Annotated in this window: 17 protein-coding genes; 8 read left to right on the top strand and 9 right to left on the bottom strand. The window is 63.8% G+C overall.

Going from position 1 to position 13,879, the window contains the following annotated elements; translation table 11 throughout:
* Positions 1-93 precede the first annotated feature (93 nt).
* The 4 genes from ccmA (at position 94) to P3C39_RS10295 (ending at position 2,274) form a co-directional block, all read left to right on the top strand.
* Positions 94-717 carry a heme ABC exporter ATP-binding protein CcmA gene (gene ccmA, locus P3C39_RS10310; protein ID WP_063169544.1) on the top strand — a complete coding sequence of 208 codons (624 nt, stop codon included), beginning with the start codon at positions 94-96 and terminating at the stop codon, positions 715-717.
* Between the two features lie 28 nt (positions 718-745).
* Positions 746-1,411, top strand: coding sequence for a heme exporter protein CcmB (gene ccmB / locus P3C39_RS10305; RefSeq protein ID WP_024504965.1), 666 nt, complete (start codon positions 746-748; stop codon positions 1,409-1,411).
* A 123-nt stretch (positions 1,412-1,534) separates the two neighbouring features.
* Positions 1,535-1,702, top strand: a complete 168-nt coding sequence (gene ccmD, locus P3C39_RS10300) for a heme exporter protein CcmD (RefSeq protein WP_013528831.1) — start codon at positions 1,535-1,537, stop codon at positions 1,700-1,702.
* The gene (locus P3C39_RS10295) at positions 1,699-2,274 is read left to right on the top strand and encodes a DsbE family thiol:disulfide interchange protein (protein WP_063169543.1); all 576 of its coding nucleotides are present in this window, start codon (positions 1,699-1,701) and stop codon (positions 2,272-2,274) included. Before ccmD ends, P3C39_RS10295 begins: the two co-directional genes overlap by 4 nt.
* A gap of 158 nt (positions 2,275-2,432) precedes the next feature.
* Here the strand turns inward: P3C39_RS10295 and P3C39_RS10290 are convergent, their stop codons facing one another.
* Positions 2,433-2,600: a hypothetical protein gene (locus P3C39_RS10290; RefSeq protein WP_013528833.1), complete on the bottom strand. Its 168-nt coding sequence runs from the start codon at positions 2,598-2,600 to the stop codon at positions 2,433-2,435.
* Between the two features lie 259 nt (positions 2,601-2,859).
* Here P3C39_RS10290 and P3C39_RS10285 point away from each other — a divergent pair, with 259 nt between their 5' ends.
* Both P3C39_RS10285 and P3C39_RS10280 read left to right on the top strand, forming a co-directional pair.
* Entirely contained in the window at positions 2,860-3,780 is a 921-nt protein-coding gene (locus P3C39_RS10285; protein WP_013528834.1) for an SMP-30/gluconolactonase/LRE family protein, read from the top strand.
* 76 nt (positions 3,781-3,856) lie between these two features.
* Positions 3,857-4,063 carry a 4-oxalocrotonate tautomerase family protein gene (locus P3C39_RS10280; RefSeq protein ID WP_013528835.1) on the top strand — a complete coding sequence of 69 codons (207 nt, stop codon included), beginning with the start codon at positions 3,857-3,859 and terminating at the stop codon, positions 4,061-4,063.
* 205 nt (positions 4,064-4,268) lie between these two features.
* On the opposite strand, the gene P3C39_RS10275 is transcribed toward P3C39_RS10280, so the two are convergent.
* From P3C39_RS10275 to P3C39_RS10240, 8 genes are all read right to left on the bottom strand, one after another.
* On the bottom strand, positions 4,269-4,799 hold the full coding sequence (locus P3C39_RS10275; protein ID WP_024504967.1) for an NADPH-dependent FMN reductase: 531 nt from the start codon (positions 4,797-4,799) through the stop codon (positions 4,269-4,271).
* Between the two features lie 40 nt (positions 4,800-4,839).
* Complete coding sequence (locus P3C39_RS10270; protein WP_275953421.1) at positions 4,840-5,460, bottom strand: pyridoxamine 5'-phosphate oxidase family protein; 621 nt, start codon at positions 5,458-5,460, stop codon at positions 4,840-4,842.
* Positions 5,461-5,485: 25 nt separating this feature from the next.
* A complete protein-coding gene (locus P3C39_RS10265; RefSeq protein ID WP_013528838.1) occupies positions 5,486-6,160 on the bottom strand; it encodes a septation protein A in 675 nt (224 codons plus the stop codon).
* Positions 6,161-6,221: 61 nt separating this feature from the next.
* Positions 6,222-7,991: a signal recognition particle-docking protein FtsY gene (gene ftsY / locus P3C39_RS10260; protein WP_275953422.1), complete on the bottom strand. Its 1,770-nt coding sequence runs from the start codon at positions 7,989-7,991 to the stop codon at positions 6,222-6,224.
* Between the two features lie 12 nt (positions 7,992-8,003).
* A complete protein-coding gene (gene mtaB / locus P3C39_RS10255) occupies positions 8,004-9,317 on the bottom strand; it encodes a tRNA (N(6)-L-threonylcarbamoyladenosine(37)-C(2))-methylthiotransferase MtaB (protein WP_013528840.1) in 1,314 nt (437 codons plus the stop codon).
* Positions 9,317-10,201, bottom strand: a complete 885-nt coding sequence (dapF, locus tag P3C39_RS10250; protein ID WP_013528841.1) for a diaminopimelate epimerase — start codon at positions 10,199-10,201, stop codon at positions 9,317-9,319. Before dapF ends, mtaB begins: the two co-directional genes overlap by 1 nt.
* A gap of 96 nt (positions 10,202-10,297) precedes the next feature.
* Entirely contained in the window at positions 10,298-10,459 is a 162-nt protein-coding gene (locus P3C39_RS10245; RefSeq protein WP_013528842.1) for a DUF1328 family protein, read from the bottom strand.
* A gap of 82 nt (positions 10,460-10,541) precedes the next feature.
* Positions 10,542-11,561 (bottom strand): MBL fold metallo-hydrolase, encoded by a 1,020-nt coding sequence (locus tag P3C39_RS10240; protein ID WP_275953423.1) that lies wholly within the window; start codon positions 11,559-11,561, stop codon positions 10,542-10,544.
* Between the two features lie 279 nt (positions 11,562-11,840).
* Between P3C39_RS10240 and P3C39_RS10235 the strand changes: the two genes are divergently transcribed.
* The gene (locus P3C39_RS10235; RefSeq protein ID WP_013528844.1) at positions 11,841-12,380 is read left to right on the top strand and encodes a protease inhibitor Inh/omp19 family protein; all 540 of its coding nucleotides are present in this window, start codon (positions 11,841-11,843) and stop codon (positions 12,378-12,380) included.
* 166 nt (positions 12,381-12,546) lie between these two features.
* Positions 12,547-13,746: a cell division protein ZapE gene (gene zapE / locus P3C39_RS10230; protein ID WP_275953424.1), complete on the top strand. Its 1,200-nt coding sequence runs from the start codon at positions 12,547-12,549 to the stop codon at positions 13,744-13,746.
* Positions 13,747-13,879 lie beyond the last annotated feature (133 nt).

Raw genomic sequence — 13,879 nt, 5'->3', positions numbered from 1 at the left:
TAGAGAATTTTCTGGAATAGTTCTAGACAGTTGGAAAGCAATTTTGTGCGATGCGGCAGCGGCCGCGACACATGGTTTCAGGGCAGGCGAGGAATGCGGCTGATCGCCGAAAATCTGGGCGGCGAGCGAGGCGGCGACGCGGTGTTTTCCGGCATCGGCTTTGCCTTGGAGGAGTGTCAGGCGCTTATCGTCACCGGGCCGAACGGATCGGGCAAGTCGACCTTGCTGCGGATCATCGCCGGGCTGCTGCCGGCGGCGGAAGGCAGCGTGAGGATTGAGGGCGTCATGAAGGTCGAAGACGGGGGCGAAGCGTTTCCGTCTGTTGCCTCGGCCTGTCACTATCTCGGCCACCAGAACGCAATGAAGCCGGCGCTCAGCGTGGCGGAGAATTTGCGCTTTTGGCGAGACTTCAATGGCGACGGACAGCTCGGCGTCGAAGAGGCGCTGGAAACGGTCGGGCTCGGCGGCATCGGCCACCTGCCGTTCGGCTATCTATCGACCGGGCAGCGGCGCCGCGCGGCGATCGCCAGGCTTTTGGTCAGCCACCGGCCATTGTGGCTGCTGGACGAGCCGACGGCGGGGCTGGACAAGGCGGCGGAGGCGCGGTTTGCGGGGTTGATGGCGAGGCATTGCGCGGATGGCGGGATGATTGTCGCGGCGACGCATCTGCCGCTCGGGATCGAGGGGATGGAGTTGAGGATGGGGGAAGCCGGTTGATGGTGTCTGGGCGAAAGCATCTCAAACCATGCTAGCGCTCTTCCTGCGCGACATCCGCCTCAACATTCGTGCCGGCGGCGGAGCGCTGACCGGGGTCATCTTCTTCCTCGCCGTCATCGTCACCATCCCGTTCGGGGTCGGGCCGGACCTGAAGCTGCTGGCCCGCATCGGACCGGCCATCCTGTGGATCGGCGCGCTGTTGTCCTGCCTGCTCGGGCTCGACCGGTTGTTCCAGGCCGATCGCGAGGACGGTTCGCTCGATCTCCTGGTGCTCGGCAACGATCGCCATATGCTGGCTCTGACAGTGCTGGTGAAATGCCTGGCGCATTGGGCGGGCAGCGTGCTGCCGCTGGTCATTGCGGCTCCCTTGCTCGGCCTGTTCATGAACATGGAGCCGCTCGGCATCGGCGCCACGGCGCTGACGCTGCTGGTCGGCACGCCGGCCATCACGTTCATCGGCGCCGCCGGTGCGGCGGTGGCGGTGGCGCTGCCGCGTGGCGGGCTGCTGATCTCGGTGCTGGTGCTGCCACTGACCATCCCGGTGCTGATCTTCGGCGTTTCGGCAAGCTATGGGGCGACCGCCAATCCCGACCCGTTTCTGCAGCCCTTCCTCATTCTTGCCGCGCTGACCCTGTTTCTTGGCGTGCTGGGTCCGGTCTCGGCGGCGCTGGCGCTGCGCCATGGCACGGATTGACGCAGCGTATGACTGCGGCTCGGCGACCGATTGCGAAGCCGACGGAGCGAGGCTAAGGAAAAGCATGTCTAGACTGGGCGACATGATCGGCTTGGAAGGCCCCACTTCAGCGGGACCTGCCGCATGAGTGCGCATGCACTCTACGTGACCGCCGCCTATGGCATCACTGCCGTGGTGCTGGCCGGATTGATCGGCTGGATCCTGCTCGACCAGCGGGCGCGCAAGCGTGAGCTTGCCGAACTGGAGGCGTCCGGCGTGAGGCGTCGCTCCGACAAGGTCGCCAAGCCATGAGCACCGAAACGGAAACGCCGCCGCCCAGTCGTCGCCTGTTCGTGCTTCTGCCGCTGCTGATCTTCCTCGGCCTGGCCGGACTGTTCCTGTCGCAACTGCTGTCGGGGCGCGATGCTTCGGAAGTGCCGTCGGCCCTGATCGGCCTGCCTGCGCCGCAAACCAGCCTGCCGGCGCTGGAGGGCTCAAACCTGCCGGGGCTCGATTCGAAAACCTTCGCCGGCAAGGTCACATTGGTCAACGTCTTCGCGTCGTGGTGCGCGCCATGCCGCGAAGAGCACCCGGTGCTTCTGGCGTTGTCGCAGGATAAGCGTTTCACCATGGCAGCGCTGAACTACAAGGACCGGCCCGAAAACGCACGCCGGTTCCTCGGCGATCTCGGCAATCCGTTCCAGGCGATAGGGGTCGACGAAGCGGGCCGCGCGGCGATCGACTGGGGCGTCTACGGCGTGCCGGAAACCTTCGTCATCGGCAAGGACGGCAAGATCGCCTACAAACATGTCGGCCCGCTGACGCCCGAGACGGTGCAGGCGTTGCTGTTGCCGCAGATCGACAAGGCACTGGCGGCGCATTGATATTCAGGTGATGCCGGCCTGCAAACAGCGGCTTCCTGCGCTTCCGGTGCTCACGTACCAAAAGTACGCTCCGCTCCGGTTCTCGGAAACCACCGTTTTCGACTCGGCCTGACCTGAATCTCAACGCACCTTGGCGGCGCGTCTTATCGGGCTTGAGATCAGCCGTAGATCTGCTTGTGGATCTGGTAGAGCATTTCCGAGCGGTCGGCGCGCATGTCGGCCAGATCGCGGCTGGAAAAGCTGTCGATTTCGGCGACAAGGCGGTTGTAGTGCTTGCGCTTGGCAATGCTGTTGCGAGCGCGGGTCATGAGACTGTCGAGGATCATAGCAAGGTTCCTTTTTGGCGCCGCATTTCGGCGGCGGTTTCTTCCTCCCTTGATCGATACGAAGCATGACATAGTAATGGTGCATTGCAAAAAGAAGATGTTGCAATGCACCGTTGCGCTGGACGCATAGCCGGTTAATGCGGCGCTAACGTCATGCGCAGAGCCGGCAAGCGATCTTTTGTGGGACACTGTGCGTACCCACATTGCCTTCTGTCCCTCCGGCTGGCTTGATCCCTGTCATTGATGCCGGGAGGAAAGCATGGCGGCCGCAGACTATTATGAAATTCTCGATCCGCGCTTCGCGCGCCTGTTCAACGGCAACGCGCAGGTCGAGAAGCTATTCACCGGATGCCAATGGGCGGAGGGGCCGGCCTGGTTCGCCGCCGGCCGCTATGTCGTCTGGTCCGACATCCCCAACAATCGCATGCTGCGTTATGACGAAACCGACGGCAATGTCAGCGTCTTCCGGCAGCCGTCCGGCAACTCGAACGGCAACACCGTCGACCGGCAGGGCCGGCTGATTACCTGCGAGCATTCGGGCCGCCGCGTCAGCCGCACCGAGTTCGACGGCTCGGTCACCACGATCGCGGCCAAATGGAAAGGCAAGCGGCTGAATTCGCCCAACGACGCGGTGGTGAAATCCGACGGTTCCATCTGGTTCACCGATCCAAGCTACGGCATCGATACGGATTATGAGGGCGACAGGGCTGAGAGCGAAATCGGCGCCTGCCACGTCTACCGGGTCGATCCCGGCACCGGCGAGGTCGAAGCCGTCATCACCGATATGGTCAGGCCCAACGGCCTCGCCTTCTCGCTGGACGAGAGCAAGCTTTATGTCGTCGATACCGGCCGCACGCATGGCGCGCAGAATCCGGCGCATATGCGGGTGTTCAATGTCGGCAAGGGCGGCAAGAAAGTCTCCGGCGAAAAAGTCTTCGCCGACTGCACCGCCGGCCTGTTCGACGGCTTCAGGCTCGACGAGGACGGCCGCATCTGGACCAGTGCCGCCGACGGCATCCATTGCTACGATCCGGACGGCACGCTGATCGGCAAGGTCAAGGTGCCGGAAGTCACCGCCAATTGCGTGTTCGGCGGCAACAAGCTGAATTGCCTCTACATCGCCGGCACCACGTCGCTCTACATGGTGCGGCTGATGGTCAACGGCGCCAAGACATACTGAGAGTTGAACACTGGCGACCGTTCGACGGTTTCATCGAAGCGGGTCGTGAGCACGAACATCCCCGGGAGGACAAGAAATGCCATTCGTCAACATCCGCATCGTCAAGGAAGTGATCGCCGCCGATCCGGCGGGCAAGAAGGCGGATATCGCCAAGAAGGTCACCGCGGCCATCATGGACGCCACCGGGCTGAGCAACGACGATGTCTGGGTGGTTTTTGAAGAGGTCAACGCCCGCGATTGGTACGTGGGGAAGACCGATGTGGAGACGCTGCGAAAGGGGTAGTGCGCGATCTTTCCTTCTCCCCTTGTGGGAGGTGGATCGGCGCGCAGCGCCGAGACGGTTGAGGGGTGGGTGACGGATTGCCGTCGGTGCCAAGCTGGAATACCCTCATCCGACCTCGCTTCGCGAGGCCACCACCCTGGGGCGAGCCACGGGTCTCGCCCCGTCCTTCAGACCCCACAAAGGGAGAAGGAAGAGAGGCCGCCGCTCAACGCGAGCGGATAAACTCCGCGAAGGCATTCAGTGCATCATGCATCGCCTGCCGGTTCGCCGGCGCCGCCAGGATGCCCGCCACCTCCGGCGGCTTCCTGCCGAGCAGGGCGATCTCCAGCACATCGTCGTAAAGCGCGAACGACATGGTGCGCATGATCTCGGCCAATGCGGCGCGGGCGAACAGCGAGCGCGGCGAGGCGTGTACCAGCATGGCGGGCTTGGCGACGGCGGCATCGCGCGAGACCAGCCAGTCGAGCGCGTTCTTCAGCCCGCCCGGCACGCCATGGGCATATTCCGGACAGGAGACGATCAGGCCGTCGGCTCGACTGACGGCATCGATCAGCTTGGAGGCTTCGAGCGGCGTCCGCTCGCCTTCATCGTCGGGATTGAAGATCGGCAAACGGCCAAGCCCGTCATGGACGGTGACGCGGCAGCCGGACGGCGCTTCGCGCGCCAGTGCGGCGATCAGCGCCGAATTTGTGGAGGCCGCGCGCAGGCTGCCGGAAATGGCAAGGATGTTCAGCAAGGTATGGAATCGGTCCAGACGCGAATCGCGTCCGCAAAAACTACCACATCGTCTTCTTGTATTCCTCGTCGAGCCAGCGATCGGTCGCCTCGGCGGAATCGGCAACCGCCAGCTGATCGCGCATGATCTGGCCGAGCGTCGGCAGCGTCGCGCGGTCGTACCAGGTTTCCGGCTTCCACAAATCCGAGCGCATGAAGGCTTTTGCGCAGTGCATGTAGGCCGCCTTGACGCTGACCACGACAACGCTTTGCGGCTCCCTGCCGTCGACGGCGAGCCGTTCGCGCAAATTTGCGTCGACGGTGATGCGGGCATCGCCGTTGACGCGCAGCGTCTCGTTCATGCCGGGGATGAGGAAGAGCAGCCCGACCGAGGGATTGACGAGGATGTTTTCCAGCGTGTCGAGCCGGTTGTTGCCAGGCCGGTCGGGAATGGCGATGGTGGTGTCGTCCAGAACGGTGGCAAAGCCCGGTTTGTCGCCCTTCGGCGTCACGTCGGCATTGCCGGCACCGTCGGACGAGCCAATCAGCACGAATGGGCTCTTGGCGATGAAGGAGCGGCAATGGCCGTCAAGTTTTTTCAGCTCCTTTCGGATAGAACCGTCGGTCGGTCGTGGCGTCTTGTAGATCGTCCTCAACTGGTCGCGCGTGGTGACGAATTCCATGGCCCTTTCCCCTTATTTGCAGGCTCTATTTCCCGGCCTTCTCTTCTTTGCCGGTCTTGTCGTCCAGCGAATGGCGCAGGATCAGCGGCATCTGGCTGAAGGTGAACAGAAGCGTGATCGGCATGATGCCCCAGACTTTGAAAGTAACCCAGGCGTCGGTGGAAAAATTGCGCCACACCACCTCATTGACGATGGCCAGGAACAGGAAGAACAGGCCCCAGCGGAAGGTCAGCTTGCGCCAGCCTTCAGCGTCGAGGCTGAAGGCTGAATCGAAGACATAGCCAAGCAGCGATTTGCCGAAGTACAGGCCGCCGAGCAGCACCCCGCCGAACAGCGTGTTGACGATGGTCGGCTTCATCTTGATGAAGATGTCGTCCTGCAGATAGAGCGTCAGCGCGCCGAAAATGAAGACGACGACGCCCGACACCATCGGCATGATCGGCAAGGTGCGGGTGAGCAGCCACGAGGCGATCAGCGCGATTGCCGTGGCGGCCATGAACAGGCCGGTGGCGACGAAGATCGGCCCGCCGAACTCGGCCAGAACAGGGAATTTCTGCACCAGCCATCCGCTGCGCGCATTGGCGAAGAAGAACACCATCAACGGACCCAGCTCCAGCACCAGCTTGAGCAGCGGATTGACGCCTTCCTTCTTCTGCTTCTGCGGGTCCGACGGATCGCGTTCGAGAATGGGTGGGTTCATGGAATCTCTTTCTTGCGCATGATCTGATCCAAAAAGTCTGCACCTTTTTGGGACATGCTTGTTAAGCTACTCCAGCGATCGCCCTGGCGAATTCGCTTGCTGAGAAAGGTTCGAGGTCGTCGACCTGTTCGCCGACGCCGATGAAATAGACCGGCAATTTGTGCTTTGCCGCGATCGCCACCAGAATACCGCCGCGCGCCGTGCCGTCCAGCTTGGTCATCACCAGGCCGTTGACGCCGGCGATATTGCGGAAGATCTCGACCTGGTTGAGCGCGTTCTGGCCGGTGGTGGCGTCGACCGTCTGCAGCACGGTGTGCGGCGCTTCCGGATCGAGCTTGCCGAGCACGCGAACGATCTTTTCGAGCTCGGCCATCAGTTCGGTCTTGTTCTGCAGACGGCCGGCGGTGTCGATGATCAGCACGTCGGAGCCGGCCTCTTTCGCCCGCTCGAATGCATCATAGGCAAGGCCCGCGGCATCGGCGCCGAGCTTGGAGGCGATGACCGGCGATTTCGTCCGCTCGCCCCAGATTTTCAGCTGCTCGATCGCTGCCGCGCGGAACGTGTCGCCGGCGGCGAGCATGACCGACAGGCCGCCATCGGTCAGCTTGGCGGCGAGCTTGCCGATGGTGGTGGTCTTGCCGGTGCCGTTGACGCCAACCACCAGGATGACATGCGGCTTGTGCGAGAGGTCGAGCTCCAGCGGCATGGCGACATGGGTCAGCACTTTTTCCACCTCGGCCGCCATGATGGCGCGGACCTCGGTGTCGGAAACGTCCTTGCCGTAGCGGCTGGCGGCCAGCGCGTCGGTAACGCGCAAGGCGGTCTCCATGCCGAGATCGGCGCGGATCAGCACATCCTCCAGGTCCTGCAAAGTCTCTTCGTCCAGCTTGCGCTTGGTGAAGACGCCGGCAATGTTGCCGGTCAGTTCCTTGGACGAGCGGGCAAGCCCGTCCTTCATGCGCTGGAACCAAGAGCGCCTCGGTGCCGGCTCCGGCGCTTTTTGCGGCTCGGCCTTCTGCTCGACCTTCTTGGTGACGGTCACCTTGCCGGGGGCGGCTTTCGGCTCCGGCGCGGGTGGCGGAAGAGGCTGCGGCTCGGGCGCAATTTCCGCAATGACCGGCTGCGATTCGATCGGCGCAGGCTGGCGAATGGGAGGTGCGATTTCGGCGGCGGGTGCTTCGGGCGTCGGCGCTGAAACTTCTTCCTTCTCCCCGTCGCTATACGGGGAGAAGGTGCCGGCAGGCGGATGAGGAGCGGCGCCGGCCTCTGAAGACGGCTGAAGAGGGGACGGCGCCGGTGTGGGCACCTCGATCGGCGCTGGTGTTTCTGCCGGAACCTCGGCCGGCGTCGGCACTTCGACTGGTGCCGGCTCCGGCCGCTTTTCCGGGCGTGACGGGACGATCTCCGGTTCGGCCGGCGCCGGCGCTGGGACTTCTTGCGGCTGCCGTTCGGGCGTGGGTTCGGGAGTCGCAGGGGTGAGCGGAACTTCCTCGGGCGCCGGCGGCTCTGGAGTCTCTGGCGCGGGCGCCGGTTCTTCTTTCGGCGCGGGCTCCGGCAGAGGTTCCGGCTCGGAGGGAACAGTCGGCTCCGGTGCTGGCGGGATGGTCGGCTCCGGCGCAGGAATTACCTCCGGCTCGACCGTCGGCGTCGTTTCTGCCTCGGGCCGCGGCTCGTCGCGCTTCAAGAACTCCGGGACGACCTGTTCGGCCGCCGGCTTCAGCGCATCGAGTGCTTCCCATTTGATCGGCGGTAGCGGGGCGGTCTCGTCGATCCGTTCCTCGACCACCTCTTTCTTGCCGAACGAAAATATCTTCTTGAAAAAACCAGCCATGCTTTGCGTTTCTCAGGCGGCGCGGGCGGCAAGCGGCGCCGCGATCAGCCTGGTACCATCGTGGCCCGATATATCGGCCTCGACGATCTCACCCGGTGCGCCCGTGCCGAGTGCGGCAAGCGTAAAACCCTCGGTGCGGCCAAGGCCGTCTCGCTCGATCAGGATCGACTGACGCGTACCGGTGAGCAACGACAGATGCCTGACATAGGCAACTTCACCGGCGGCTCGCAGCCGGGCGGCGCGCTGCTTGACCACCTCGCGGCGGAGCTGCGGCATGCGCGCGGCAGGCGTGCCTTCGCGTGGGCTGAAGGGGAAGACGTGGAGATGGGTCAGGCCACACTCCTCGACAATTTTCTCCGAGTTCTCGAACATTTCGTCGGTCTCGGTCGGGAAGCCGGCGATGATGTCGGCGCCAAAGACGATACCGGGGCGCAGCTTGCGCACATCCTCGCAGAAGCGGATCGACTGATCGCGCAGATGCCTTCGCTTCATCCGCTTCAGGATCATGTCGTCGCCCGACTGCAGCGACAGATGCAGATGCGGCATCAACCGGGGCTCGGTGGCGATGGCGTCGAGCAAATCGTCGTCGGCCTCGATCGAATCGATCGACGACAGCCGCAGGCGCTTCACATCGGGCACCTGTTTCAGGATGGTCTTCACCAGTTTGCCGAGCTTCGGCGCGCCCGGCAGGTCGGCGCCGAATGAAGTCATGTCGACGCCGGTCAGAACGATCTCGGCATAGCCGTTGCCGGCGAGCCGCTTGACCTGCTCGACCACGGCGCCCATCGGCACCGAGCGCGAATTGCCGCGGCCGTAGGGAATGATGCAGAAGGTGCAGCGGTGGTCGCAGCCGTTCTGCACCTGGACGAAGGCGCGTGCGCGGCCCTCGATGGCGTCGACCATGTGACCCGCGGTCTCGCGCACCGAAAAGATATCGTTGACGCGCGCCTTCTCGGTGTCGTTGACGCCGAAATCCGGCAGCGCGCGGTAGGAATTCGCGTTCAGCTTCTCTTCATTGCCAAGCACGAGATCGACCTCGTCCATGGCGGCGAATTTTTCAGGCTCGGTCTGCGCGGCGCAGCCGGTGACGATGATGCGGGCTCGCGGGTTGTCGCGGCGCGCCTTGCGGATCGCCTGCTTGGCCTGGCGCACTGCTTCGCCTGTCACGGCGCAGGTGTTGAAGATCACGGCGCCACCTTCCAACGCGCCGAGGCCCGCACTTTCAGCCTCGCGCCGCATCACCTGCGATTCATAGGTGTTGAGCCGGCAGCCGAAGGTGACGACATCGATCCCCGGGGACGCCGGGCTCTTGGGCAGAGCGGACATCAGGCCGCGCTTTCAGTGTCGCGGGCCCATGTCCCGATCGACGGGTCGAAGTTGCCGGAAAATTCCCATTCGGCGGCGCCGGTCAGGACCACGTGGTCATCGTCGCGCCATTCGACATGCAGCGTGCCGCCGCCTGGCGTCAACAGACTGACGCTGCGGCCGGTCCGGTTGGTGCGGGCCGCGGCCACCACGGCCGCGCAGGAGGCCGAACCGCAGGCCTTGGTCAGGCCGGCGCCGCGTTCCCAGGTGCGGATGATCATGGTTTCGGGCGAAGTAACCTGAGCGATGGTTATGTTGGCGCGCTCGGGGAACATCGGGTGGTTCTCGAGCAGCGGACCGAAGCGGTCGAGCTCGTAGGACCAGACGTCGTTGTCGACCCAGAAGATCGCGTGCGGGTTGCCCATCGAAACGACCGAGGGTGAATGCAGCACGGGGGCGTCGATCGGGCCGATCTGCAGCTCGATCATGCGGGTGTCGCGGAATTCCTCGGCCAGCGGGATATCCTGCCAGCCGAAGCGCGGCGTGCCCATGTCGACCGAGATCGAACCGTCGGCGTGTTCGCGCGCATTGAGGATGCCCGCCACGGTCTCGAAGGTGAAGATCTTCTGGCCGGTCTCGGCGGCGAGCGCCTGGACGACGCAGCGCATGCCATTGCCGCAGGCCTGCGCACCGGTTCCATCGGAATTCAGGATGTCGATGAAAAAGGCGGTGCCAGACGTCCTGGCGTCATGGATCGCCATGATCTGGTCGAAGCTGGTCGCGGCATCGGCGTTCAGCGCAACCGCCGCCGCCGCCGTCACCCGATCGGCACGGCCACGCATATCGGCAACGATGATCTCGTTGCCGATGCCGTTCATCTTGGCGAAAGGGGCAGTGCTGGCCATTGCTCCGAAAAATTCCGTGTCCGTTTGGCGCTATATGGCGGAAACGGGCAGGAATTACCAGTGCGCAGCCGCTTGGTCTCGGCGAAAGCGCCGGACTTACGTGACGGCGAAAATGCCCAGCACCACCAGCAGGAAGATGATCAGAACGATGCCGATAAGGATACGCGCACCGGTGGCCGCGGCACCTGCCAGTGCCGGCATGCCGAGCAAGCTCGCCGCCGCGGCGACGATCAGGAGAATGATAATCCATTTGAGCATGACAATGCCTCGCAAACCGGCAGATATTTCAACCACATGAAAACGCGGTTGTAGCGCTGGGGTTCCGTCGAACCGATGCGGATCAGGGCGCTATGTGCTCCGGCACATCCCAGACCTCGCCCGGCCGCAAGGCGCGAAAGCGCTCGCGTGGGATGCCTCGATCGTCAAGCGCCTCGGTCAATTTGCGCGCCGGCTCGTCGATCGGCTCGTCGGTGAGCTGGAAAGTGCCCCAGTGACAGCCGGCGGCATGGGCGGCATTGCACAGCGTCATGCCTTGCACGGCTTCCCAGGGATTCTGGTGCTGCGGCGCCATGAACCAGCGCGGCTCATAGGCGCCGATCGGCAGGATGGCGAAGCGGAAACCGCCATGTTTCTCGGCCATCCGCCGGTAGTTGATGCCATCGTGGAAGCCGGTGTCGCCGGCGAAATAGAGCTTGCCGTCAGGGGTTTCGACGACAAAGCCGGCCCAGAGCGCCATGCGCCGGTCTCGGGCGCCACGCGCCGACCAGTGATGCACCGGCTCGACATGGACGGCGGCGCCATTGCCGATCTCGACCCTGTCGCCCCAGTCATGCGCCGACAGTCGCATGCCGGGCACGGCGGCTTCGATGATGGCGTCGTTGCCGAGCGGAGTGAGCACCAGCGGGTCGTGGCCGGCCTTCAGCCGCTTCAACGTGGCGAGGTCGAGATGGTCATAGTGGTTGTGGCTGACCAGCACGAGGTCGATCGGCGGCAGGTCGGCAAAGGCGATGCCTGGCGCATTGATGCGTTTTGGTCCGGCGAAGGAAAGCGGCGAGGCGCGCAACGACCATACCGGATCGGTAAGGATGTTCAGACCGGCCGTCTGGACCAGCAAGGTGGAATGGCCAACCATCGTCACTTCCAGCGCGGCGCCCTCGACCCGAGCCGTCGGTTTCGCCTGCGGAAAGGGGCTTGCATCGCTCGCCGGCCATTTCGAGCGCTGGCCATTCAACTGCCATTTCAGCAGGTCGGCGAAACGGCCGGGTGGCTGGCCGTCGGGATTGAAGAACAATGCGCCGTCGAAATGGTCGCTGGGCGGGCCGCTATAATAGCGATTGGCGGCTGTCTTTCTCGCGGCCAATTTTGCGGCTCCGGCAGGTGTTTCGTTTTCCAGACATAGGCGCTAAGGCGGCTCGCGCAAGCGTCCAACCGTCGAATGTCGGCGCTGCACTGCTTTGACCGGATCCCCAGGCGACGCGCGACAAGCGGTCAGCCGCCGCGATTGCGATAAATTTGCAACAATTCTTGCTGCAAACTGTATTTTAACCATATCGGGTTGAAATTTCGCCACCTTCTCCATCTTGGTGGGGGTGAGATTGTGCGGACGGCTTCCCCCCAGCCGGATCCGACGGAGGTTGGAATGACTTTTTCGAAAACCGGTCTGGTGGCCGTATCGCTGGCGGCGCTCGTTGCGAGCGGCTGTTCGACCTCGCGTTTCTCCTCGATGGATGACCAGCAGCCGGCACCGCTGGAGGCCGCGCCCGCCGGCAAGGTGACGGCGAACCAACTGCCGCCGCCGGCATCGCCCGGCACCACCGACCCGTCTCAATTCCCGACCGCTCCTGCGAACACGCAGGTCGCCGCGCTGCCTTCGGATGGTTCGGCGCCGGCCGGCGCTTCGGACGTGACTGCCGCCAGCGTCGCCGGTGTCTGGAACGCCAGCGTTGCGGGCCAGAGCTGCAAGGTGGCGACACCGCAGACCAAATTCGGCGCCGGCTTCCGCGCTGGGCCGCTGCATTGCCCGGCGCCGATGGACGGCGTCAAGTCGTGGAACGTCGCCGGCAAGCAGCTGACGCTCTATGACGAGAGTGGCGGTGCGCTGGCGCGGCTCTATTCCTCGGGCGGCTCGAAATTCGACGGCCAGACTTCCAACGGCCAGCCGATTTCGCTTACAAGGTAGGCTAATGCATGTCGCCCAAAAGTGGCCGCGGTTTTGGGAAAACAAAGATCTAAAGCGGGTCGTCTGAATCCGTTCAGACACGACCGCTTTAGTCCTCCGAATGCGTGTCGCGCAGAAGTGACCCCGATTTCGGGACAGCGACATGCATAAACAAATGACGTGACCGATGCATCTGCGTGACGGCCTCCAGACCCATGCGACCGTCAGGCAGCGCTACGAGCATCTGGTGGAAACCGGTACGATCGACCGCGATCCGGCGCAGGAACGGATCGTTGCGGCGCTCGACCGGCTGACCGATGAGATCTCGGCCAAGCGGCTGGCGCATAAGTCGAGCGCGCTGGGCTGGCTGTTCGCCCGCAAGCGCGAGACGCATGAGGCCGTCAAAGGCCTTTACATCCATGGCGGCGTCGGTCGCGGCAAGACCATGCTGATGGACATGTTCTTCGACTTGCTGCCGGTGCGGCGCAAGCGCCGCGTCCACTTCAACGACTTCATGGCGGACGTGCAGGACCGTATCCAGAAGCACCGGCAGGCGCGCAAGAATGGCGACGTCAAGGAGGACGACCCGATCCCGCCGGTGGCCAAGGCCCTTGCCGAGCAAGCCTGGGTGCTGTGCTTCGACGAGTTCTCGGTCACCGACATCGCCGACGCGATGATCCTGTCCAGGTTGTTTTCGGCGCTGTTTGCCAGCGGTGTGGTGCTGGTCGCCACCTCGAATGTGGCGCCGGAAAACCTCTACAGCGACGGGCTGAACCGTCAGCTTTTCCTGCCCTTCATCGGCATACTGGAGCGGCACACACAGGTGCTGGCGCTCGATGCCGACAAGGACTACCGGCTGGAAAAGCTCGCCCGGACACCGGTCTATGTCACGCCGGCCGATGCGGCGGCGGACCAGCTACTCGACGAGGCCTGGCAAGCCATGACGCGCAACGCGCCGACCGCCGAGACATCGATTGCCCTCAAAGGGCGGCAGGTGATCGTGCCGCGTGCGGCAGGCGATGCGGCGCGGTTCTCCTTCGCCGATCTCTGCGAAAAGCCGCTTGGCGCGCGCGATTTCCTGGCGATCGCCGGGCGCTTCTCAACCATTTTCATCGACCACGTCCCGGTGCTCGGCGAAGGCAAGCGCAACGAGGCCAAACGCTTCATCCTTCTGATCGACACGCTCTACGACCATCATGTGCGGCTGGTGGTGAGCGCCGAAGCGCCGCCGCAAGCGCTTTATGCCGCCAAGCGCGGCGTGGAGGTCTTCGAGTTCGAGCGCACCGCATCGCGGCTGATCGAGATGCAAAGTCGCGACTGGCTGGAGGATTGGGCGGAGCGGCAGAAAGGGAAGCCGGCGCCAGAGGCACAGCAGGCGCAGGCCTGAATTTCCAGGGAATGCGTCGGTAGCGATCCTTTGCCCCCCTCTGTCATGCCAACGTCTACAACTCGAACCTCCTCGGCCACCCGCATCACAAGGGCGTCATTACCCGCATTCAGCCTTACGATTTCCATCTTCG

Origin of the sequence: Mesorhizobium sp. XAP4 (assembly GCF_029269325.1) — a bacterium.
In the GTDB taxonomy this organism is placed as follows: Bacteria; Pseudomonadota; Alphaproteobacteria; order Rhizobiales; family Rhizobiaceae; genus Mesorhizobium; species Mesorhizobium ciceri.
Note: the sequence above shows the minus strand (reverse complement) of the source record. Positions and strands in the feature narration are given on the sequence as shown.

Coding starts and splice junctions, on each gene's coding strand:
- ccmB (WP_024504965.1), top strand. CDS start 746: ATGCTAGCGCTCTTCCTGCGCGACATCCGCCTCAACATTCGTGCCGGC.
- P3C39_RS10235 (WP_013528844.1), top strand. CDS start 11,841: ATGACTTTTTCGAAAACCGGTCTGGTGGCCGTATCGCTGGCGGCGCTC.
- P3C39_RS10295 (WP_063169543.1), top strand. CDS start 1,699: ATGAGCACCGAAACGGAAACGCCGCCGCCCAGTCGTCGCCTGTTCGTG.
- P3C39_RS10285 (WP_013528834.1), top strand. CDS start 2,860: ATGGCGGCCGCAGACTATTATGAAATTCTCGATCCGCGCTTCGCGCGC.
- ccmD (WP_013528831.1), top strand. CDS start 1,535: ATGAGTGCGCATGCACTCTACGTGACCGCCGCCTATGGCATCACTGCC.
- P3C39_RS10265 (WP_013528838.1), bottom strand. CDS start 6,160: ATGAACCCACCCATTCTCGAACGCGATCCGTCGGACCCGCAGAAGCAG.
- mtaB (WP_013528840.1), bottom strand. CDS start 9,317: ATGTCCGCTCTGCCCAAGAGCCCGGCGTCCCCGGGGATCGATGTCGTC.
- P3C39_RS10280 (WP_013528835.1), top strand. CDS start 3,857: ATGCCATTCGTCAACATCCGCATCGTCAAGGAAGTGATCGCCGCCGAT.
- P3C39_RS10290 (WP_013528833.1), bottom strand. CDS start 2,600: ATGATCCTCGACAGTCTCATGACCCGCGCTCGCAACAGCATTGCCAAG.
- dapF (WP_013528841.1), bottom strand. CDS start 10,201: ATGGCCAGCACTGCCCCTTTCGCCAAGATGAACGGCATCGGCAACGAG.
- zapE (WP_275953424.1), top strand. CDS start 12,547: ATGCATCTGCGTGACGGCCTCCAGACCCATGCGACCGTCAGGCAGCGC.
- P3C39_RS10270 (WP_275953421.1), bottom strand. CDS start 5,460: ATGGAATTCGTCACCACGCGCGACCAGTTGAGGACGATCTACAAGACG.
- P3C39_RS10245 (WP_013528842.1), bottom strand. CDS start 10,459: ATGCTCAAATGGATTATCATTCTCCTGATCGTCGCCGCGGCGGCGAGC.
- ftsY (WP_275953422.1), bottom strand. CDS start 7,991: ATGGCTGGTTTTTTCAAGAAGATATTTTCGTTCGGCAAGAAAGAGGTG.
- ccmA (WP_063169544.1), top strand. CDS start 94: ATGCGGCTGATCGCCGAAAATCTGGGCGGCGAGCGAGGCGGCGACGCG.